This window comes from Fictibacillus sp. S7, from assembly GCF_004127935.1.
GTDB classification, from domain to species: Bacteria; Bacillota; Bacilli; order Bacillales; family Fictibacillaceae; genus Fictibacillus_C; species Fictibacillus_C enclensis.
In genome coordinates, this window is sequence record NZ_QJKL01000001.1 from 1794590 (window position 1) to 1816512 (window position 21923).

At 46.0% G+C, this 21923-nt stretch carries 24 protein-coding genes and 1 riboswitch; of the genes, 4 read left to right on the forward strand and 20 right to left on the reverse strand.

Annotation, left to right across the window (positions count from 1 at the left end; genetic code table 11):
* Positions 1-6: 6 nt before the first annotated feature.
* Genes DMO16_RS09210 through DMO16_RS09260 form a run of 11 tightly spaced genes read right to left on the reverse strand, consistent with a single transcriptional unit; the run spans position 7 to position 9945 of the window.
* Positions 7-1134: a cobalt-precorrin 5A hydrolase gene (locus DMO16_RS09210; protein ID WP_129476962.1), complete on the reverse strand. Its 1128-nt coding sequence runs from the start codon at positions 1132-1134 to the stop codon at positions 7-9.
* Complete coding sequence (gene cobM / locus DMO16_RS09215; protein WP_129476964.1) at positions 1131-1904, reverse strand: precorrin-4 C(11)-methyltransferase; 774 nt, start codon at positions 1902-1904, stop codon at positions 1131-1133. Before cobM ends, DMO16_RS09210 begins: the two co-directional genes overlap by 4 nt.
* The gene (gene cobI / locus DMO16_RS09220) at positions 1904-2605 is read right to left on the reverse strand and encodes a precorrin-2 C(20)-methyltransferase (RefSeq protein ID WP_129476966.1); all 702 of its coding nucleotides are present in this window, start codon (positions 2603-2605) and stop codon (positions 1904-1906) included. The genes cobM and cobI overlap by 1 nt, the downstream gene beginning before the upstream one ends.
* A gap of 1 nt (position 2606) precedes the next feature.
* Positions 2607-3809 (reverse strand): precorrin-6y C5,15-methyltransferase (decarboxylating) subunit CbiE, encoded by a 1203-nt coding sequence (cbiE, locus tag DMO16_RS09225; RefSeq protein ID WP_129476968.1) that lies wholly within the window; start codon positions 3807-3809, stop codon positions 2607-2609.
* A complete protein-coding gene (locus DMO16_RS09230) occupies positions 3806-4909 on the reverse strand; it encodes a cobalt-precorrin-5B (C(1))-methyltransferase (protein WP_129476970.1) in 1104 nt (367 codons plus the stop codon). The genes cbiE and DMO16_RS09230 overlap by 4 nt, the downstream gene beginning before the upstream one ends.
* A 2-nt stretch (positions 4910-4911) precedes the next feature.
* Complete coding sequence (locus DMO16_RS09235) at positions 4912-5559, reverse strand: precorrin-8X methylmutase (RefSeq protein ID WP_129480351.1); 648 nt, start codon at positions 5557-5559, stop codon at positions 4912-4914.
* Between the two features lie 5 nt (positions 5560-5564).
* On the reverse strand, positions 5565-6341 hold the full coding sequence (gene cobK / locus DMO16_RS09240; protein ID WP_129476972.1) for a precorrin-6A reductase: 777 nt from the start codon (positions 6339-6341) through the stop codon (positions 5565-5567).
* Positions 6338-7237, reverse strand: coding sequence for a sirohydrochlorin chelatase (locus DMO16_RS09245; protein ID WP_129476974.1), 900 nt, complete (start codon positions 7235-7237; stop codon positions 6338-6340). Before DMO16_RS09245 ends, cobK begins: the two co-directional genes overlap by 4 nt.
* 11 nt (positions 7238-7248) lie before the next feature.
* Positions 7249-8856 (reverse strand): precorrin-3B C(17)-methyltransferase, encoded by a 1608-nt coding sequence (gene cobJ, locus DMO16_RS09250; protein WP_129476976.1) that lies wholly within the window; start codon positions 8854-8856, stop codon positions 7249-7251.
* A 1-nt stretch (position 8857) separates the two neighbouring features.
* Entirely contained in the window at positions 8858-9556 is a 699-nt protein-coding gene (locus DMO16_RS09255) for a cytochrome c biogenesis protein CcdA (RefSeq protein WP_129476978.1), read from the reverse strand.
* Positions 9556-9945: a (2Fe-2S) ferredoxin domain-containing protein gene (locus tag DMO16_RS09260; RefSeq protein ID WP_129476980.1), complete on the reverse strand. Its 390-nt coding sequence runs from the start codon at positions 9943-9945 to the stop codon at positions 9556-9558. Before DMO16_RS09260 ends, DMO16_RS09255 begins: the two co-directional genes overlap by 1 nt.
* Before the next feature lie 197 nt (positions 9946-10142).
* A riboswitch (cobalamin riboswitch) is annotated at positions 10143-10329 on the reverse strand.
* 209 nt (positions 10330-10538) lie between these two features.
* Between DMO16_RS09260 and DMO16_RS09265 the strand changes: the two genes are divergently transcribed.
* Both DMO16_RS09265 and ppsA read left to right on the forward strand, forming a co-directional pair.
* Entirely contained in the window at positions 10539-11024 is a 486-nt protein-coding gene (locus tag DMO16_RS09265; RefSeq protein WP_129476982.1) for a hypothetical protein, read from the forward strand.
* Between the two features lie 363 nt (positions 11025-11387).
* Positions 11388-13988, forward strand: a complete 2601-nt coding sequence (gene ppsA, locus DMO16_RS09270; protein ID WP_129476984.1) for a phosphoenolpyruvate synthase — start codon at positions 11388-11390, stop codon at positions 13986-13988.
* A 74-nt stretch (positions 13989-14062) separates the two neighbouring features.
* Here ppsA and DMO16_RS09275 read toward each other — a convergent pair whose 3' ends face one another.
* Positions 14063-15265 (reverse strand): macrolide family glycosyltransferase, encoded by a 1203-nt coding sequence (locus DMO16_RS09275; protein ID WP_129476987.1) that lies wholly within the window; start codon positions 15263-15265, stop codon positions 14063-14065.
* 334 nt (positions 15266-15599) lie between these two features.
* Between DMO16_RS09275 and DMO16_RS09280 the strand changes: the two genes are divergently transcribed.
* Both DMO16_RS09280 and DMO16_RS09285 read left to right on the forward strand, forming a co-directional pair.
* Complete coding sequence (locus DMO16_RS09280; RefSeq protein WP_061968122.1) at positions 15600-15935, forward strand: YmaF family protein; 336 nt, start codon at positions 15600-15602, stop codon at positions 15933-15935.
* Positions 15936-16092: 157 nt separating this feature from the next.
* On the forward strand, positions 16093-17031 hold the full coding sequence (locus DMO16_RS09285) for an aldose 1-epimerase (RefSeq protein ID WP_164988886.1): 939 nt from the start codon (positions 16093-16095) through the stop codon (positions 17029-17031).
* Positions 17032-17444: 413 nt separating this feature from the next.
* Here the strand turns inward: DMO16_RS09285 and DMO16_RS09290 are convergent, their stop codons facing one another.
* The 8 genes from DMO16_RS09290 to DMO16_RS09325 form a co-directional block, all read right to left on the reverse strand.
* Positions 17445-18242, reverse strand: a complete 798-nt coding sequence (locus DMO16_RS09290) for a DUF817 domain-containing protein (protein WP_129476991.1) — start codon at positions 18240-18242, stop codon at positions 17445-17447.
* A gap of 30 nt (positions 18243-18272) precedes the next feature.
* Entirely contained in the window at positions 18273-18497 is a 225-nt protein-coding gene (locus tag DMO16_RS09295; RefSeq protein WP_129476993.1) for a helix-turn-helix domain-containing protein, read from the reverse strand.
* A 10-nt stretch (positions 18498-18507) separates the two neighbouring features.
* A complete protein-coding gene (locus DMO16_RS09300) occupies positions 18508-18990 on the reverse strand; it encodes a DUF2975 domain-containing protein (RefSeq protein ID WP_129476996.1) in 483 nt (160 codons plus the stop codon).
* A gap of 183 nt (positions 18991-19173) precedes the next feature.
* Positions 19174-19545 (reverse strand): iron chaperone, encoded by a 372-nt coding sequence (locus tag DMO16_RS09305; RefSeq protein ID WP_129476998.1) that lies wholly within the window; start codon positions 19543-19545, stop codon positions 19174-19176.
* A gap of 75 nt (positions 19546-19620) precedes the next feature.
* Positions 19621-20067: a GNAT family N-acetyltransferase gene (locus DMO16_RS09310; RefSeq protein WP_129477000.1), complete on the reverse strand. Its 447-nt coding sequence runs from the start codon at positions 20065-20067 to the stop codon at positions 19621-19623.
* A 141-nt stretch (positions 20068-20208) separates the two neighbouring features.
* Positions 20209-20430, reverse strand: coding sequence for a hypothetical protein (locus DMO16_RS09315; protein WP_241840507.1), 222 nt, complete (start codon positions 20428-20430; stop codon positions 20209-20211).
* A complete protein-coding gene (locus DMO16_RS09320; RefSeq protein ID WP_129477002.1) occupies positions 20427-21203 on the reverse strand; it encodes an AraC family transcriptional regulator in 777 nt (258 codons plus the stop codon). The genes DMO16_RS09315 and DMO16_RS09320 overlap by 4 nt, the downstream gene beginning before the upstream one ends.
* A 24-nt stretch (positions 21204-21227) precedes the next feature.
* Positions 21228-21803, reverse strand: a complete 576-nt coding sequence (locus tag DMO16_RS09325) for a LysE family translocator (RefSeq protein ID WP_129477004.1) — start codon at positions 21801-21803, stop codon at positions 21228-21230.
* Between the last annotated feature and the right edge of the window lie 120 nt (positions 21804-21923).

Below are 21923 nucleotides of genomic sequence, written 5' to 3' on the forward strand. Positions count from 1 at the left end.
TTTCTTCTATTGGAAGGGAATGACCGCAACGGATAACGTCACGTTTCCGGATTTCTTTTTTACCAGTTCCAGTGTTCCCGCGCCGCTCGCCAGCCTTGCTGCCGGCTCACTCACACCATAAGCGCCCGTGTATTTGTAGACCGTTTGAGAAGGCTCCATGATTTCAATGGCATTCAATTCCTCTGGACGATAGCAGGTAAAGTTCCAGTTATACTTCGATACGGTCTCGAGCAATCCTTCTTCGTCTTTTTTCAGGTCAATGGTGGCGATTCCTTTCACGCTTTTGATGGAGAATCCGAGCTCGTCCAGCGTTTCCTGGATCACATCCTGTATTTCCTGAGCGGAAGTGCCCCGGTTACAGCCCATGCCAAGCACGATTACCTTCGGCCGGTAAAGCACCCCGTTATGTAAAATCTGTTCTTCCTGTGGCTCCAGGTTCCGGTGGGTGATCACCAGTGCCGCATCATGGTCATGTTGCAATGCTTCTTCTATCGTAGAATAACACATGAAATTTCCCGGCAGCGGACGGTCATGCTCCCACCAGCCACGCTCTCCTGACTCCTGGACGATAGCGACCCGCTCTTCGTTGACGACAGAAGCGGAGACTGGCGTCAGTTTTTCCGCTGATTCCCACTCCCAGCCAAACCGTTTACCGAAGAGATCCACCGGAATCGTCTTTTGCACATCGGAAGCAGTCGTGATGACCGGCTGGCCGCCAATCAGTGCGGCGACTTCCTTCGTCAGCTCGTTCGCCCCGCCCAAATGCCCCGAGAGTACTGAGATGACATACTGACCTTTATCATCGATAACCACAACACCAGGGTCCGTCTTTTTGTCCTTTAAAATCGGAGCGATCATGCGGACGACCGCACCCAACGAAATAATGAGGATGATGCCTTTGTAATGTTTGAAAAGAGAAGGCAGGAGCAAACGCACACTGCCTTCAAACATCTGGATATTCTTTTCTTCTTCATCGCCCTTTTCAAACTTTTTCATATAGTACAAATCAGTGACACCAAACTTTCTTTGAAGCTCTCTTGCCAGGGTCACACCATGCTTGGTGATCGCAACGAGCGCATAGTCATGAGACGTCTTAATCGGCGGGTCCACTTTTTCCTCGAGAAGGTAGGTCATGACGGTACCCCTTTCCGGAAACCGTGAGTAAAGGTCTTGTCATAGAGCTTGGAGCGGTAATCTTTTTCATGGATGTTTTCATCAAGCGCCCAGCCGGCAAGGATCATCACCTGCTTGCGCATGCCGTTGTTCTTCAGGTCCTCGTCCAGATGCGCAAGCGTTGTGCGGATGATTTTCTGGTCCGGCCATGTCGCTTTATAAACGGCAGCGACCGGCGTATCCTCGCTCCATCCTGCTGCATAAAACTCGTTCACGATCTTCTTCGTTAACGTCGCGCTCAAAAACAGTGCCACGGTGCAATGATGGCTTGCGAGATCCTTCAGCTTTTCCCGTTCCGGCATTTTCGTGCGCCCTTCCGCCCTCGTTAAGATCACTGTCTGCGTCAAATCAGGCACCGTCAGCTCAGCTCCCACTGCCGCAGCCGATGCGAACACCGAACTGACGCCGGGAATGATCTCTACCTCAATGTTCTTTTCTTTTAGGAGCGTGATCTGCTCAAGGATCGCCCCATACACGGCTGGGTCCCCGGTATGCACGCGCGCGACCTTTTTTCCTTCTTTTACAAAAGAAGCCATGGACTCCACCATCTCTTCCAGATGCATCCCGGCTGTCTTGATGATTTTCGCATGGTCACCGGCCCGCTCAATCAGTTCCTCGCTCACAAGTGAATCGGCGTACATGACCACATCCGCTTCCTGCATGGCCTTCAGCCCTTTAACCGTAATCAAATCCGGATCCCCAGGGCCCGCTCCAATAATTGTTACCTTCATTATTTTCTCACCACCATCAATGTTAAGTATTCAAGCTCGGCATGATCGAGCTCGTTCATATCCCAGATGACTTCTTCCTCTGACGTGACCTTCGTTACCACCTGTGCCTTATCCACCAAATCCAGTTCGCGCAATATTTTCAGCATGAGCGGCATCACCTTGGCAACTTTGATGAAAAAGATGCAGTCGTTTTCCACGATTGCTTTTTTCATGGTTTCATAGTCGTCTCTCGCCGGAATAATTGCTACATGCTCGTCTCCCTCAGCAAGGGCAAGACCGAGAGCCGAGGCCGTGCCGTTGATCGAGGAAATGCCGGGAACCGTGCGGATCGCCACATCGGGGTGGCGTTCTTTCATCATGTTCATCATATGTATAAAGGTACTGTACAGGAGAGGATCGCCTTCGGTTACAAAAGCTACGTCTTTCCCCTCGCTGAGTTTTTCATAGACCTGCTCAACGGTGTTTGACCATTCGCGCTCAAGGATAACGGGATCCTTTGTCATCGGAAACACGAGGCCTAGCATCTCTTTTTCTTCCTGGTTCAAATACACATCCACAATGCGGTGGGCATAGCTCTTCGTGCCTTTTCTCTTTTTCGGATAGGCGATGACCGGGGATTCCTTCAGCTTGCGAAAGGCTTTGACCGTCAGCAGCTCCGGGTCTCCCGGACCAACGCCAAGGCCGTATAATGTTCCAACCATATTAGTCTTCCTTTCTCGTGGCAGTTATAATGTAAATTGGATTCAATGCATCGAATCTTGTTAAATTTAAAATGGGCTTGCTTCTGGACACCTGCGCAAGCGTAATCGAGGTTTCATAGTTTCGCTGTTTAAAGCCGTCAACCGCCTGGGCGAGATTCTCGATCGTCACCGCGTTCAGGACGATCCGGCCGTTGTCTTTCAGCCTGCTGCAGCAAACATCGAGGATGCCGTTCATATCCCCCGCCGTTCCGCCGATAAAAACCGCGTCGGGATCAGGGAACTCATCGAGCCTCTCGGGCGCCTTCCCCTGCACAACAGTCAGGTCAGCACGAAACCTTTTCATATTTTCACAGCAATTCACGAGATCATGTTCATTCTTCTCGATGCCGTAAACCTCTCCTTCACGGGCGATCTTTGCCGCTTCGATGGCAACCGAGCCGGTACAGATGCCAATGTCCCAGACGATGCTGTTTTCCTTAAGGGCCAGAGCACCAAGGCTCAGCGTCCGGATTTCCTTTTTCGTGATCAGCCCTTTTTCCGGCTTCCGCTGCGAGAATTCACGATCTTCAATGCCAAAATGCCAGGACGGTCCCGGCCGTTCCTGTATTAAAATGACAACATTCAGGTGGGAACCTTCCCAGGATGCCATTTCCTCGAGCGTCATCGATGTGCACCGTTCTTCTTCTCCGCCAAGATTTTCCGCCACAAACGCGGTATATTCTCTCATTTCAAATTGAAGAAGGTAGTTCGCAATCGCGGCCGGTGAGTTCTCCTGATCAGTGAGAAGCGCCACCTTTTTCCGTCCGTCGATTTTCTGTGCGAGCCCCTTCATGCTCCGGCCATGAACACTGACCACATGGGCATCCTGCCAGCTTTCGTTCATCCTGGAAAAGGCGAGCTGGACGGCACTGAGGTACGGATGGATCTCGACCTCCACATGCTTGGAAAGATAACTTCCGATCCCGTAAAAAAGCGGATCACCAGAAGCGAGCACCACCGTCTTTTTCTTTTCCTGCTTTAGCCGCTGAACCAGGTCTTTCAATCCGCCCTTAATGACGAGCTTCTCCCCTTCATACTCCGGGAAAAAGGAAAGCTGGCGTTCCCCGCCGATGAGCAGGTCACTTTCCTGGATCATCTGCTGGCTGTTTGGCAGAAGGTCACTTCTTCCTCCATCCCCGATGCCGATTACTTGAATACGTGTCATTCTGTTTCCGCCTTTCCTAAAAACTCTCCCTTTAACGTGTACAGGCTGGTGGCTACCGACAGGCCACCTTTCATCTCGTGAAGGGCATTCTCGCAGCAGCTCGCACAGAGCTCATCGAAAAACGCGTTCACACCGTTTGCCGCCATCAGTTCACCAACCTGGGAAGCGGTGTTCGCCTCTCTTGCCTGTTCCACCAGATCAGACGAAGCGCCAGCCCGCTCGGCCACCCCGGCCAAAAAGTTGAAGTCGATCGGCGCACTCTTGGAGTGAACCATCATGACGCCCTGTGCAACCTTTGAAAACTTACCCATCATGCCGACCATCGACACGCGTTCCATTCCCTGCCGCTTGCACTCCTTGAGGGTAAAACCGACAAAGTCTCCCATTTCGATGAAGGCTTCTTCCGGTAATGCCGGATATTCCTTAATTCCATACTTCTCGCTTCTTCCGCCTGTCGTAATGACGACATGCCTGCATCCGCTTGCCTTCGCAACCGAAATTGCCTGAACGATGCTTGCTTTGTAGGCGGCCGAGGAAAACGGGATCACGATGCCCCGGGTTCCGAGGATGGAGATGCCGCCAATGATGCCCAGCCGGCCGTTCAAGGTTTTCTTTGCGATTTCTTCCCCATCCGGCACGGAGATGACGATCTTGATGCCCTTCTTTATCCCGAAGGATTCCAGCACCTCTTTGGCGGTTTCTTGGATCATTTTTCGCGGCACCGGATTGATCGCCGCTTCACCTACAGCGACCGGAAGACCCTCCTTGGTCACCCGGCCGACGCCAATTCCTCCGTCGAGGATGATACCGGGTTCCTGTACCCACGAAACCTCTGATTTGATAAGTGCCTGGTGGGTTGCATCCGGATCATCACCGGCATCCTTGATCGTTCCGGTTTCCGCCGCTCCGTCTTTTAAAATACAGCTGTCCATCTGAAAGGTGGCGAACTTTTTAGCCGGCAGGTAGATGGTCGCTTCGCTTTGCGGCTCGCCCGTAATGAGGGCCGTCAGTGCCGCCTTTGTGGCGGCCGTGGCACAGGCCCCAGTCGTGTAGCCCTGCCGAAGGTTTTTCTTTTCCTTTTCTGGTGTCTTGCTTTTCATGGTTATACCTGTTCAGCAAGAAGGGAAATCGCGTTCAGCGCGGCCACCGTAACGGTACTTCCGCCTTTTCGGCCCACATTCGTAATATATGGAATATCAAGCTTCGCCAATTCTTCCTTCGACTCTGCAGCCGAAACGAAACCAACCGGCAGACCTATCACCAAACCTGGCTTTGCCTCCCCTTCCTTCACGAGACGAATCAGTTCCAAAAGCGCAGTCGGTGCGTTACCGATGGCGAAAATGCCCCCGTCTGCTTCCTTGATCGCTTTGCGCATGGAGATGATCGCACGGGTCGTGTTCAGCTTTTTTGCCTCTTCCATCACATCCGGATCCGAAATGTACACCTTCACTTCTCCTCCGTACTTTTCGATGCGGTTCTTGCTCACGCCCACCTGAACCATCTGCACATCGGCCACGACTTTCTTGCCGCCTCTGATCGCCTGAATGCCTGCCTGTATAGCGTCCGGATGAAAAACCATGCTTTTTCCGAGCTCAAAATCCGCCGAGGCGTGAATGACCCGGCGAACGATCGGATACTGCTCCTCCGTATACGGATGCTCACCGATTTCCTCATCAATCATTTCAAAGCTTCTTCCTTCAATCTGCTGGGGCTGAACCGTGGTTGGTTTAAATTCCGTTCTAAAGTCCATCATGCTCATGCTAAAACTCCTTTCCATTCCCGGGAAATATGCTGCAGGATATCCGCAAAATCTGAATACTGGTTTTCATAGGCGATTTTCGGCCGTTTGATCATAACCACCTGAATCCCCATCTCAAGTGCCGCTTCCACTTTCTCATCCACGGCTCCCTGTTTGCCGCTTTCCTTGGTGATCATCACATCCACCTTGAACTGCTGAAACAAAGCTTTGTTGAAGTCTTTCGTGAACGGCCCTTGAATGGCCACGATACTCTTTTGCGGAAAGCCAAGCTGCTCGCATTTTTCCATGTTGTCTTTCCTCGGCAGCATGCGGGCGATCAAGGAAACATCGGACCGGTTCAGCAGTTTTTCGGTGAAAATCTGCAATGTCTTGCTTCCGGTCGTCAGCATAATGACGCCGCCAAGTTCCCCTGCCTTTTCGGCCGCCTCTTCATACGTGTCTGCTGCCAGAAGATGCTTATGCTCATAATCCTGCCGGTCCCGCTCATAACGGAGGTACAATACGCCTTTTTCCTTTGCTCCCGCCATCGCGTTCTTGCTCGCTTCCTCTGCAAATGGATGAGACGCATCCACGACCATCGTCACGCCGTGCTGCTCGATAAAATTTTCGATTTCTTCCTGATTGAGCCGGCCCGTATGTACGTTCAATCCATTCTTTCTGAGCTCCATTGCGGCGTTTTCCGTGACCACTGTCACAAGAAGCGGGTAGCCAGCTTCCTTTATGGTGAGTGCAAGCTCCCGCGCATCACTCGTTCCCGCAAGAAAAAGAATCATACCTTCTGTTCCTCCCGCCCGTGATGGTGATGGTCATGGTGGTGATGATGCTCATGACTATGATCGTGATCATGATGATGGTGGTGGTCGATATGCTCCATGGCATCCAGGCGGTACTGACACGTATCGCAGTTCATCTTCACTTCTCCCTGAAGTACTTCCTCCATCCGGTCGATAAGGATTTTCTGAAGATCCGGATGGAAACCGAAATACTGAGCCAGCTGGAACTCATGGTCCGGATACTGCTGTTTGAAACCGGCCACCATCTTCTCCAGCCGGTTGATCAGGATGCCGGTAAACAGAAAGTACGGAAGGATAATGACCTTTTTGGCGCCAAGCTTGATGCATCGCTCCACTCCTTCGGCAACGAGCGGATCGGTCACTCCCATAAAGGAAGGTTCAATGATCTTATAGTTCATACGCTCCCACAGCAGTCTCGTAATCTTGTACAGATCACTGTTGGCGTCCGGATCACTGCCTCCGCGCCCGAGAAGAATGACCGCAGTATCCTCATCAGGAGAAGCTGGATTCTCGCCGATCTCCTGCAGACGATGAGTGAGAATATCGAGTGCCGCTTCATGGACACCGATCGGACGTCCATATGAAAAGTTGATATGCGGGTATGCTTCCTTCGCCTCATCGATCGCAGCTGGAATATGAATCTTGGAGTGACCTGCCGGAAGCAGCATGATCGGCACCACGGCTACCGAAGTGGCGCCTTTTTGAACACAACTCTCAATCCCCTCATGAATATCAGGACTTTCGAACTCCAGAAAACACGTTTCGACCAGCAGTCCGGAATCCACCTTTGTCCGTATTTCGTCGATAAAGGTGCGAACCTGCTCATTGCCTTCCGGATCCCGGCTGCCATGGCCTACCATTAAAATTGCCTTCATTTTTTTCCTCCTTAATCTCCGCATGGAGCCGGTTCGAGCTGAATGACCGGAGCCATGTCTTTATGTTTGAATCCGCCAACCTCTTGCACGCGTTTGAAGAACTTAAAGAACCGCTCATTTGGATGCCCTTTTTCTTCATATTCCTGGATGATACCCGTAACGATGCCCACCAGCTGATCCGGTTCGATCCCTTCCATGACTGGCTGGGCTGAATGCGCGGTCCGGCTGAGCGGCTTGCCACCGAGGAACAGATCGAATTTGCCTTTGCGGAACACGATGCCGATATCCTCCTGAACACCTCCATAGCAAGCCATTCCGCAGCCATTGAATCCAAGCTTTAATTCCTTTGGAAGCGCCCGTCCGCCAAGTTCTTCCTGCAGCTGTTCCACGTACGGAATGGAATCGTACTTTTCTCCGTCACAAAAGTCACACGCCTTGATCTGAAGCACGTCTCCCGCCGGAAGCAGCAGGAAGCCTTCCGCTTTTAGCTTTTCAGTAACGAGGTCGGGCTCGTCCGTCGACAGGTGCACCTTGATCTGATGGTGCGGTGTGTATTCCATCTCTCCATGCTCGCCGACCACTTCGGCTAAAGTAAGGAGTTGTTTCGACGTAAACTTTTTATTTACCAGCCCGGGACTCACTCCAAATTCCAGAATGGATTCAATGCGGGATGGAATGATATCTTCTGCAGGCTCTTCCTCCTGCTTACCGGTCGCCAGAGCTAGCGCTTCATTCGCCAGCTGAAGAGCACTAGCTTGAGCTTCGACCTTTTCACTCACCGGCTCTTCGTCCGGCAGCGCCCATGGTTCATTTTCCTTGCGCAATCGTTCATGCGGGCGTAATCGCTGCTTTTCTGTATTCAGCGTGTATTTTCGCTGATAACCTCTTGGGGTAACGAGTTTGTTTTCATCATACAAAAAGGTTTGTGAGTTTCCGACGATGACCGTCGTCAGCATGCCAATGTCATGGTCGAGCATATCTCTCAGGTTTGAGATCACCACGCTCTCCCGGTCACGGTATGCACTTTTTACGAGACCGACCGGGGTCTCCGGCGAACGGTGCTGCAGGAGAATTTTTTGAGCTTCAACAATCTGTCTTGTGCGCCTTCCGCTTTTCGGGTTATAAAAGGCGATGACGAAATCCGCTTGTGCTGCGGCTTCGATCCGTTTTTCGATCAGCTTCCATGGCGTCAGGTGGTCGCTCAGACTGATCGTACACGCATCATGCATGACCGGAGCGCCGAGCAAGGAGGCACAGGAATTGATCGCCGAGATCCCCGGAATCACTTCCACTTCCACCCCGGTTGCTTCCTTCCAGCCTTTTTCCACGAGCACCTCGTACACGAGGCCGCTCATCCCATAAACGCCGGCATCCCCGCTTGAGATGACCGCCACCTTTTGCCCATCTTCCGCCATTTTTACAGCGGATTGAGCCCGGCTGACTTCTTCTGACATCCCGGTACTGATGATTTTCTGGTCGGTGATCAGGCCGCTGATGAGTTCCACATACGTTTTATAGCCGACAATACAGTCACTTTCCTGGATCGCCTGCTTTGCCCGTTCGGTAATGTGGTCATAGCTTCCAGGTCCGAATCCGATAATGAGCAGCTTTCCTTTCATGTTAAAAACCTCCTTTCAACAGTTCGGCCATCATATAGAGCCCGAGCCCTACGCTGTACACGCCGGTCACGGAACCCAGTACGATGTAAAATCCTTTCTTCATGCTCGCTTTCATAAAGCCCCAGGTGAACAAGAATGTTACACAGATGGTGGAAGCTAAAAGTCCGATTACGAACAGGACGAGCTGCATGGTGGCGCCTGTGACACTGCCAAGACCAGCCGCCTGGGTAACGGCTGCGATCTGGGTCGGGCTTTCCACTCCGATTCCATGGATAACGCCGATGATAAAGGCGCTGATGATACCAAATTTCGTTAGATCTGAAGTTTCTTTTTTTGAACCGGTCAGTTTTCGTATGTAATCCATGACAATCATTAATCGGCTTTTGTACTCATAGTCTTTCTTCCGCTGAAAGATAGACAGGATGATAATCAAGCCCAGAATAATCAGCGTTACACTGACGGCGAGCTCCAGATAGCTCTGCGCACCTTCTGGCAATTTCGCCCCAACATAGATGGACAAAAGCCCGATCAAAAAGACGATAGCTCCATGGCCGAGGGCATACATGACCCCCAGCGTCAGCTGTCTTTTTCGTCTACGTTCGCTTCCCACCATATCCGCGATCGCAGCGACATGATCACCATCCAATCCGTGGCGCATGCCGATAAAAATCGCCAGCACCGCAAAGGTCATTAATTCCATTACTTCATGGCCTCCTTTTCCTTCACTTTCTCAACGCCGGTTGTCCAGCCGTTTTCTGCCTCCATACAGAATCCTTCTTCGCCGTATTCATAGATCACATGCTGTTTCATCTTTTCACCTTTTCCCAAGTGATTAGTGACAAGTTTCCTTGCTGCCTCTTCATCCCGCACGCTGTACCATGTTCCTTCCGGATAGATGATCGCTACACAGGCGTCCTTGCACCGTCCGTTGCAGCGGGTCCGGGTCGTGTGCACCTGCTGGTCAAGCTTCAGCTTTTTAATTTCGTCGCGAATCGCCTGAGTCACTTCCTCTCCGCCTTTTCTCATACAGCTTGATCCGTTGCAGATGAGCACATGGCTCATTGTTCCGTTTAAGTTCCATGTCGTCATAACATCACTTCCTCTACTTTTTTCCACGCAAAAAAGGGCAGCCTCTCATGTCAGCCCCCTTTAAGAAATTCCGTTGATTAAACAACGTAAACGGAAGGTTGATTGACACGCGGCCACCCTGTAACTGCGAATGTAAACCATTTTACAAAATGGATTATATTGCAACATAGAAACGACGTCATCCTCCCTCCGAGAATTGTATGACTCATTTAAAAGCAGGTCTCCTGGCTCGCACATCACCTGAATCTGTCACCTTCCCAGCTCTTGGCCAGTGGCTATATCGACAGTCCATCAATGCTTACAGTAGCGGGGGCTGCACCGGATTTACACCGGTTTCCCTATTATCCCAAGGTTCACTTGAGCACTTTTAAATACCTATTCAGTTAAAAATCGTGTTGAACATAACCTACTATACTTTCAGAAAATGCACAATAGTCATTTTGTTGGAGATCCCTGCTTTTTTGTTTGAAAAGTTACTTTTTTAGTTCCTTCTGCCCCTGCCACCCCTGACAAAACTCCCATCTATTATTTGATTTCCAAGGATAATCTTGGTAGGCTTTAAAAAAAGAAACCGAAGGAGATGAAGAGCCAAATTGAAAAAACTCACACTCTCCCTTACGACAGGAACACTGCTCATTTCTTGTTTCATCCTGATGCTCTGCACCACGGCAAGCCACTCCATACTTAAGCCCACACCGTATAAAGAACGCATTTACTTTTCAGAACTGCTGTTAACCAAACAAATTCAACAAACCTATAACCAAATCAGCTATCTTTCAACTGCCCACCAAATCAAAAATATTCCCATTTTCAGGAGCGAGTTCAACGATATCGATTTTGGGAGTTTACGAGTGCTTGCCGCTAACATTCCTGACCCCAAAATCACAAAAGACATCTCCAACATCAACCAGCTCCAGCATTTAGTCAAAAATGATAACCAGCCGAGAGCAGTCGTCTATCTTTACCGCATCCTGAGCGATCTCGCCAACCAGGCTTCACTTTACGGATTCAGCTATACATACGGAGGAAAAGAGACCTATAAAATCAATGATTTTCTGGAACGGCATACGGGAAAGTAAGGACTGCTAAGGCAGTTCTTTTTTTAGTGTCAGCTGGATTACACCATACCCATGGAAGCTATTACCTGATTACGATTTCCTTTCCAATTCATACACCGTCTCATTTTATGTAACAAAGTCATTTAACGAAAAGGAAGCATTCCTTCTTATTGAAGAAATGCTCCCAACCTTATTTTGATTCGCTGCTTAGATGTTTTTATGTATGGTTTTTTCTTCAAATCAACATTTGAATGTTATCTCCCATCTTTATCATACCATATAAAGGAAAATAATATAAGACTGTTAATCGTTTATTTTTTCTATAAAATAATCAGAGCAAGGGTCTAAAAACCCTAAGAATCGTTAAGGTTAGGAGAGATGTGAATGAGTTCCTATGTGCTCAATTTTCGGGAAATCGAAAAAACCCAGCTTTTGCTCGTTGGAGGAAAAGGGTTAAATTTAGGGGAATTATCGAACATCCAAGAAATACAGGTACCAGAAGGATTTTGTGTTACCACAGAGGCCTTTCAAAAAGCTCTCGAACCAAACGAAGCGGTCCACACGCATTTGCAGCAACTCACAATGCTTCAAATAAACGACCGGGAAAAAATCAGTGAGATGAGTCAAAAGATCCGGCAAATCATCGAGGACGTCAAATTTCCTTCTGAGGTGATAACATCTGTCCATCGCTATCTGTCCGAGTTTGGTGAGGAACACGCGTATGCTGTACGTTCCAGCGCGACAGCTGAGGATCTCCCGCACGCCTCGTTTGCCGGGCAGCATGACACCTATTTAAATATCATTGGCAGTGATGCGATTCTGAAGCACATTCGTAAGTGCTGGTCCTCTCTGTATACGGACCGCGCCATTTTCTACCGGATGCAAAACGGATTCGATCACAGCCAGGTTTCTCTCTCTGTCATCGTGCAGCGAATGATTTTCCCGCAGGCTTCCGGCATTTTATTTACGGCCGATCCGGTAACATCCAATCGGAAGGTGCTTTCCATTGATGCCAGTTTTGGGTTAGGAGAAGCACTGGTCTCCGGCTTAGTATCTGCGGATAACTACAAGGTAAAAGAAGATAAGATTACGGATAAAATGATCGCAGCCAAGAAACTGGCCATCTATGCATTAGAAGAAGGCGGGACCGTTACACAACAAATAGATCCTCAGCATCAAACCCTTCAAACCCTTACAGATCAACAAATTTTACAACTCGCACACATTGGCAGACAAATAGAAGCTTATTTTTCATACCCGCAAGATATCGAATGGTGCCTGGCTGATGATACATTCTACATCGTACAAAGCCGCCCCATTACGACCCTATACCCCATCCCGGAAGAGGCTGATGATGAAAATCGCGTCTATATATCGGTCGGCCATCAGCAGATGATGACCGATGCCATCAAACCATTGGGATTATCGTTTTTCCTGTTAGTCACTCCCGCCCCGATGCGTAAAGCTGGCGGAAGGTTATTTGTTGATGTTACCCAACGGCTGGCTTCTCCTGGCAGTCAAAAAGGGTTCTTACAGGCCATGGGACAGCACGATCCGTTGTTAAAAGATGCGCTGATGAACGTCATCGAGCGAGAACATTTCATAAAATCGGTACCAGATGACGAAAATGCACAAGGTCAAAGAAAACCTGGTCCACCTGTTCCAGCACCAAACGAAAATGACCCGACCGTCGTTACGGAGCTGATCAAGAAAAGCCAAGCATCGATCGAAGAGTTAAAACACACCATCCAGGCTAAATCCGGATCAGATTTAATCGATTTTATTCTGGAAGATATTCAGGAATTAAAGAGAATCTTATTTGATCCACAAAGTACAGCTGTATTTATGGCAGCTTTCGATGCTTCAGCTTGGCTCAACAAGCACATGGATGAATGGCTGGGTGAGAAAAACGCAGCGGACACGCTTTCTCAATCGGTGCCACACAATATCACGTCAGAAATGGGTCTGGCTTTATTGGATGTTGCCGATGTAATTCGACCCTATCCAGAAGTCATTGCGTTCTTCCAACATGTAAAAGGTGAGAATTTCTTGAGTGAACTGGATCAGGTTGAAGGAGGACAACAAACCCGGGAGGCTATTTATGATTTTCTCAGCAAGTATGGCATGAGATGCGCGGGTGAAATCGATATTACACGAGACCGATGGAGCGAAAAACCTACTGCACTCCTTCCATTGATTCTCAGTAATATAAAAAACTTAGAGCCAAATGAAAGCCGCCGAAGATTTGAGCAAGGACGGCAGGCTGCCTTACAAAAAGAACAAGAGTTAGTAGAGCGATTGATGATGCTGCCAGACGGTAAACAAAAGGCCGAAGAGACAAAAAGAAAGATTCGTATCCTTCGTAATTTCATCGGTTATCGTGAATATCCGAAATATGGCATGGTCAACCGCTACTTTATTTATAAACAGGCTTTGCTAAAACAAGCTGATCAACTGGTACAAAACAATGTCATTCATGAAAAAGAAGATATCTACTACCTCACGTTTGAAGAACTACGCGAGGTTGTGCGTACAAACCAATTGGATAACCAGATCATCAGCAAACGGAAAGACGAGTATCAATTATTCGAGAAACTGACTCCCCCGCGTGTGATCACGTCGGAGGGTGAAATCCCTGCAGGTCAATACAAACGAGAAAATCTACCGGCCGATGCCATTGTCGGTCTGCCTGTTTCTACCGGAGTGATCGAGGGACGGGCCCGTGTGATTGTAAACATGGAAGATGCTGATCTGGAAGAAGGAGATATCTTAATCACCTCCTTTACTGATCCCAGCTGGACTCCATTGTTTGTATCGATAAAAGGTCTGGTTACTGAAGTTGGCGGACTGATGACTCATGGGGCCGTGATCGCCCGTGAGTATGGGTTACCTGCAGTGGTCGGGGTGGAAAATGCCACCAAGTTGATTAAGGATGGACAGCGCATTCGGGTGAATGGAACGGAAGGTTATATCGAAGTATTGTGATGTGAAAAAATAGAGGCTGTCCCAAACGCTCACATAGAGTCGTTGGTGTCAGCCCTTTCTTTTGTGGTTGAAAGTTATATCCCGATTTCAGCCTTAAATTTAAAGATCTCATCCACTGCTTGCTGATACCCTTCCGCCTTTTGAAAAGATTCGCTGATCTTCTTAACATGTTGACGGAAAGAAGGCTGATTCATAATAGCCTCTGCAGCTTCACGCAGTTGAGCCGCTGTTAAGTGTTCCATTTGCAGTTTCTTTCCAGCTCCAATTGTGACCACTTGTTGAGCAACCATCGGCTGATCTGCGCTCTGCGGAATGACAAGTAAAGGCACTCCGTAGTAAAGGCCTTCGTTGGCACTGTTCATTCCTCCGTGGGTGATGAATAAATCAGCTTCTTTCAGCACCTCCGTCTGTGGAACGTAATTTTCCACGATGAAGTTTTTCGGAATCTCGCCAAGAGCTGCCTTTTGCGTTCTTTGCCCAATGGACATGAGCACAGTATGTTCACTGTCTCCAAAGGCCTCAAAACAAAGTTTATAAAATTCTGTGGCTTGGTTAAAGACCGTACCCAGAGATATATAAATGAGATCCTTCCCCTTTATGGCAGATTGGCCGACGTTTTCTTTCGATGACCGGAGAGAAATGGATGGACCCACAAATTTATAAGAAGGATCAAATGTGTCCCCGGAGGGTTGAAACTCCCTGGTCGTATAAATAATAGTCAATGGTGCAGGATTACAAAACACTTCATATGGAGAACGAATTTCAACATCATAGTTTTCCTTCAATTTAGTTGTTATGATTCGGTAGTCCTCGCGAATCGCTTCCAGTGTTTTTGGTGGGATATCTTTCGAAAGGTGTTCCAGCATTCTCTCGAAGGAGTCTTTCGTATGTGCGAAAGAGGTACACGAACTAATGGCGGGAAGTTTGAGAATTTGTGCGAGAAACCGTCCACAGCCAAACATGGAATCATGGATCATGTAATCAAAATGCTCCCCTTCAATTTGCTCTAATACGCTTGGGATTACAACATCTGCCGTTTGCAAAAGGCCATTGATTCTTTCGAGCAAATACGTTCGCCCTCCCGAGAGAAAGGCTTTGATGAACGCTTCTCCGTCAAATGTCAGGACAGTCGCTCCAGTCTTCTCCACACGTTCCCGAAAGGCTTCTACAGTAAAATAAACGACCTCTTCCCCGCGCGAAATCAGCTCTTGCACCACTCCGATCGTCGGATTGATATGTCCTTCAGACCCAGCATTAATAAACAAAACACGTGTCATAGATTGACTCACTCCCTATAAATTGATGACGTGATTTGCAAAAATAATATTAAATCAATGGTGTCATGCCCTTTGTTAAAAAACAATCTATCATTTTGCCTAAGAATCATCACCATGATACCCTAATTAAGCAAAAAAACTGCTTCCTTTCGCAACGAAAAAGCCGCCTTCTTCGGCAGCTTTTTCTCTTCTTTTTTATTTCGCTCGGTAAAACCCTTTTTTACAGGAATACCGTTCATGCTACATCATATTTTTCATCTGTTCAAAATATACTTGGCATATAGCCACAACAAGGCCTATCGACAGGTAAAAGAACATAGGAAGGTGTGAAAGAATGGCCAAAGTAGGTAAAGATGATTTTGTAAACGGCTTTGTACCCCACCATAATCACGGTTCAGTGGATTACACCGCAATAGCCGACGGACATGTCCATCAATGTCTGGATGTGACTTCCCCTCCCATCCAGCACGAACAAGGCCACATCCATTATACAGAAGGCTATGTGGTGTTTGAGGACGGGCACAACCACCACTACAAGGCGTATTCCGGCCCCGCCATCCCCGTAGGAAACGGCATGCATGTACACTATTATGATTTTTATACAACGGAAAATGATGGTCATCGCCACCATGTGCGGGGCGTAGACCAGCCAGCGCCAGGCAATCGCTAACTACATCATTAAAATAGGAGGAGGCTGTCTTGTGCAGCTTCCTCTTTTTGTGTAATAGTTATTAAGTTACTTAAACCTTTCAAATAAAAGGCTTGCATTGTAATCTATAGGGGAATACTTAAAACCGATGCTGTAATGAAAAATGGAGGTACTCAAAATGAGCGTGAAAAAAATTCAATTCCTGAATGAAGCTGCCTACTCACTAGAAAATGAAGAAGTTGAAGTGATTGTCCTCCCCTCTCAAGGAAGTAACCTAATTTCCATCCGTGATAAAAAGACCGATACCGAGATCCTCAGAACACCGAAAACGAAAGAGGAATATGAAACACGGAAAATGGTATTCGGAACACCGGTGCTCTTTCCTCCCAACCGCATTGAAGATGCCACATTTGAATACAATGGCCGGGTCTACGAACTGGAGATGAACAGGGCCAAAGAGGATGTTCATATTCATGGCTTTGTACATGACAAGGAATGGACAGTCCTTGAGACAGATGACACCATTCCGCGAATCAAAACAGAGATTCGTTCGTCAGAGCACCCAGGTATTCTCAGCCAGTTCCCGCATGACTTTACCATCACGATGACGATTGAGATTCAGGGAACAGAAGTAATTCAAACGATAGAGATCACAAACAACGGGGACAGCCTCATGCCATGCGGGATCGGCTACCATACCACCTTCCAATTTCCTGATTCAGCGGAATTACGCATTGACGTCCAGGAACGATGGCGTTTAAATGAACGTCACCTGCCAACAGGCGAATTGGAAAACGTCCAAAACAAGGATGAGTTCTCACAAGGAACCCGGCTATCTGGAGTTGCACTGGATGATGTGTTCGTCATGACCGAGAACAAGACCGCAGCGATTGATTTACCTGGTCTTGATGTCTCCTATTCTGTTTCCGACCGGTTCACTCAATGGGTGTTATTCACAGCGAGCGGCAATGAAAATTTGCTGGCCATCGAGCCTTATTCCTGGGTGACCAATGCACCAAATTTAAAGCAGCTGCCCAAGCGGCTGACCGGCTTGGATGATATACAGCCGAAAGAGAAAAAAGATTATGTGTCCCGGTTTAAAATCAAGCGTAAATAAAGCAAAAAAGGAGCTGCTCTCTGAAGGATGGCTCCTTTTTTGCTCAATTACTTCTTCAGCTAAAACGATAAATTGACCTTCTTTTTATCGCTGATTGAATGCCGTCTTTTTTGAAACAACATTGCTTCGTCATAATGATCTTCACAATAGTAACCAATTAACTGTTCTTTTGTATAAACAGGGGATAAACACTTCACTTCAAACTTACTTCTTGAACAAGACATGCAGAATGAAACTCTTACCACATTTACTCATTACATCGCTTCAATTTATTACCGGGATTTCCATAATCCATATTTAAATGGTACTATATTCCTCTACGATACGGTCTTGAAAAAATGAGCCCCAGGTCCCATGACTAAAGTGAAAAAATTACGGTGATTTTATCAATTCTTTACCGTTCACATTTACGTTTAAAGTGTTGTCTTAACAGATTGAACAGTACCCACTGGCGTTTTTTCCTTAATCTGCTTTAACGTTGCTACGATCAGAAAGCTAACGATCACGAGTAAGAGCCACGAGCTCACCTTTCCCAGATGAACGAGACTCCATGCATTGGTTTGGTTTGGGTATTGCCAGGCTCCAAAGAACGTTGCGATATTTTCAGCGATCCAGATAAAAAAACCGATGAGTACAAACGATAATGATAGAGGCATACGGTACCGGGTTCCGTTCACATCATAAGTTACCCATGACTGCCAAAAGACGATAATCACAAGTCCAGATAACCACCAGCGAAAGTCCATCCAATAATGGTGGGTGAAAAAGTTTAGATAAATCATAGATGCAAGAGATACCACCACCGAAAATGGCGGCCAGTTTACCAGTTCAACCTTAAGCCTTCTCCACGCCTGGCAAAGATAACTCGCTACACTCGCGTACATGAATCCACTATACAAAGGCACTCCAAAAATTTTGAAAAACCCTTCCTCTGGATAGGCCCAGGAACCCATATGTACCTTGAAAAGTTCAAGAGTGAGTCCGATCAAGTGGAACAAGGTGATCACCTTCAGTTCATCCCGTGTTTCAAGCCCGGAGCGTAACATTGCCCATTGCATCAGAAGGCAGATGATTAACAACCAGTCGTACCTTGCCATGAAGGGAAGTGCAACGATTTTTGTAAAAGCCAAAGAGGCAAAAATAACAACTGGAAATAAACATGACAGGGCCTGCTCCCAACCAAAACGAATGAGTTGTTTTAGTGCTCCCATGATTTGTGCCTCCCTTTTTGAATGTTTCATTTATTGATCCTGGGTCTCTTCATCATTTCGGTACTCCAAAATATCTCCGGGTTGACACTCCAACGCTTTACAAATCGCCTCCAAAGTGGTTAATCGAATCGCTTTTGCCTTTCCATTTTTCAAGATAGAAAGGTTAGCCATTGTAATTCCAACCCTCTCCGAAAGTTCTGTTACACTCATTTTCCGTTTTGCGAGCATCACATCAATATTGATTATAATTGCCATGTTAGTCACCTCAGACTACTAAGTCATTTTCTGATTTTATATCAATGGCATCTTTTAAAAGCATTTGAAGAACAGCAGCAAAGACTGCAATTACGATTGAAGCAAATATAATCACCAGTCCGATTACGATGATACCTGGGGCGTCATCCATCTGCGCTATGAGGTAAAAGATTGGCATCCCCAATCCGATCAAGACACTGATTGTAATTGCACAATATTTTATATTCTTTAAAGCTCTTACCGATCGTTCAGAGAAAGCTATATTCTTATCGATGTAACTTAAAAGCCTGAATGCTTGATAGAGAGCAAAGTAAAAGGGTATAGCCGATCCATATAAGTCGATAAAAACGAGATATTTCAAATAAGGATGATCTGGATTTAATTCTGCGATATATTTCGCAATCTCTGGCACCAAAAAGATGCACATAGCAAGAACCGGAAGTCCAATAAGGAAAACAGCTATTTTTAAAAAGAGTGTTGATACCCGTTTCATAAAAAGTCACCTCACTTTTTTATTGTCAAATTGAATTTAGCACACTATTTATCGTTTTACAATAAATCATTATTGTTATTTATTATATTGTTATTGTTAAATAAATATCCCTGGCATGTAATAAAATAAAAAAAGACGCCTATCTTCATAAAGATAGGTGCCCAATAGTTGAAATTAAGTATGTTATTTCCGCCAAAAGGTTGTATGTTCTGCTTTATCCTGAATATTAAATTCGATCATTTTTTTCAGCAATTCGTAATTAACCCGCTCTTTCCAAGGAATCCGGAACAAGCCTTTTGTAAAGCTGTAGCCGGCTTGCGCAATATCATCCGCAAAGTGAGTAATGCCTGCCTCTTCAGGTGACACACTCAAATGATGCTTTGCTGTAGAAAAGCCGATGATAAAGGTGCCATGATCAGTAAACATGGGCGTATTCCACTTAATCTGCGGTTCCAAATGGGGGAATTGATTCGCGATCCACGTCAATATTTCCTCCGTTCGGCTGCGATGGTCCGGGTGATCAATGCCATCTATATATTTTACGAAAACGTCCATCCTCATCCTCCTCTACTGGTATGCTAATGTCTCCTATTGATTCTTCCAGTTTAATTTTTATCTTTGATGTGTTTCTTACTTCGAAAGTTTCTTTTCAAGAATGATTTTCGGTTCTCCTTCGTCATCCGTGTATGTGCCAATAATATCAAAGCCGGCTTTAATATTTAAAATCAGCATGCTTCTCCACTTATTTTTGGTTTTTGTTTGTACGGCTTTGTAACCACTTTCTTTAGCATGAAGATGCTGCTGCTCCATTAATTTTGAGGCAATCCCCTGGTTCCTGTAGTAAGCATCCACCCCTCCCAACCAGCTATAAAACTGTTCCCGATTTAGCGCGTATCCTATCTTATAGCCGACCCTCTTTTCTCCATCCACTGCCACATCAATTTGCAAGTCAGGTTTTTCCTTCATTCGGCCAGCCAGGTCATCCGACCCGCCAAAGATTTTATTATGTAACTGGATGATGCCCTCTACTGTCTTGCGATCGGGATATGTATTAAAATGAATATACTTAATCGCCATGTAATTTGTTCTCCTATTTCTAGCAATATTTACATATCTCTTCTTCATCACGCTCGGACAATCCTTGTTAACGCATTTAATCCATCAAAAAAGCGCCATCTTGTAATGGATAGGCGCCAATCCATGGTTAAGTTAAAAATTTTATAAGATTACTCCTGAAAAAACACCTTTTAGTACTTCTTTTCCGTTCTGATTTTCACATAAAAAGAATGCAGCAATAGATGTTCTATTATTTTCTTTTATCTTGTATTCTTCAATCTTAACTTCACAATTGATGGTGTCTCCTGTGAACAATTCAACATCCCTTACTGTAAATGTCCGCTCAAACCTAATGTCAAAGACATAAATCTCCTCCTTTCTCAATTTAAATATGACATGTATTCAAACGCTGTTATTCCATAAACTCTTTTAAAGTGTTTGTTTAAGTGAGTTAAATCAACAAAGTCACATTCAGCTACTGCTGCATAAATATCTCGATTTTTATCGATTAAGTGCTTGGCACGTTCAAGTTTGCAGTTAAGATGATATTGGTATGGTGTAATTCCAGTATGAGTCTTGAAAAATCTAATAAACTGAAATTTAGATAAACCTAGCTCCATACTAATCTCCTCGAGTATAAGCACATGGTTTAAGTTTGCATGCAGTATATCCTTTGCTTTTCTGATAAGGGCATTATCCTTTTTACCATCTAAAGATAAATCCGTTTGAATCAGTCCATCAGAAAGCGCCAAGAGTTGTTCGCTGCAGAAAGCCTCATCTTTTTCACCTAAGATTGCATTAGCTAGATTTAATACTCTTTTTTCAAGTTCAAAATCGTATACGATTGGGGTTGAAAAGCATACAATATCCTTTTTCTCGGCGACCTCTAAAAGCAATTCTGGATCAATATATACCATCACATACTCAAGACCATTCCTATTATGCGCCATTCCATCATGTGCTTGTTCAGGATTAAAAAGCATAACACCATTTGGATAGGACAGCTGTAAACTCCCATCCAAGGTATAATGTTGAACACCACGTAATGTCACACCAATTGCATATTCTTTATGATAGTGCTTTTTATACTTAAAATCAGTCATACTCGCTGACAATGCCGTAATACCTGCTGCCTTTTTATATATAAATTTATCCATTTATTTCACCTCTTTAAGCACTGCCTATTTCCAAATCATCAGTGTAGCATAAACCAAAGAAAGAGCCATTACTACATTGACAACCCTATCATGCTTTTGTAGAAACTCCTTGAAGATTGTACCGAAAAGAATCCACGCAAGAAATGCTAAGAATCCAATGACCGTTATAACAAAAACACTTATTGTCACAGCTGGCATGTCGGTAAAGTAGGGTAAAATAAAGCTAGGAATGACGGTCATTGTAAATAGTACCACTTTTGGATTTAAAAACTGCATAAGGAAGCCCGAAATAAAAGTACCAGCATGGTTGTCGGCCGGCTTTGATGTATCCATCGTGTATATTTGATAAGCGAGATATAACATATAAATGGTTCCGATAATCTGCATCCCTATTAAAATTTTTGGCAGGACCGCGATCAGCATCGTATTCAACATCGCAGATAAACCAAGTAATAAACCAAAAGCAATCGTTGCTCCATAGGTATATTCGATTGCTTTTTTTGATCCATAATTATGCACTGTCGATAAGATGACGATATTTGTTGGCCCAGGAGTGAAAGTGACAATCAAACAGTAAATGATAAAAGATGCAATATCCATGATGAAAACTCCCCTTTCAATGTTTTCATCTAAATATACATCTGGAAATTTCGTGACATGTAGTACATTATTGCATTAAAAAGGGAGTAGAAAGTCTTCAGTAAGAAAAACAGAAGAATT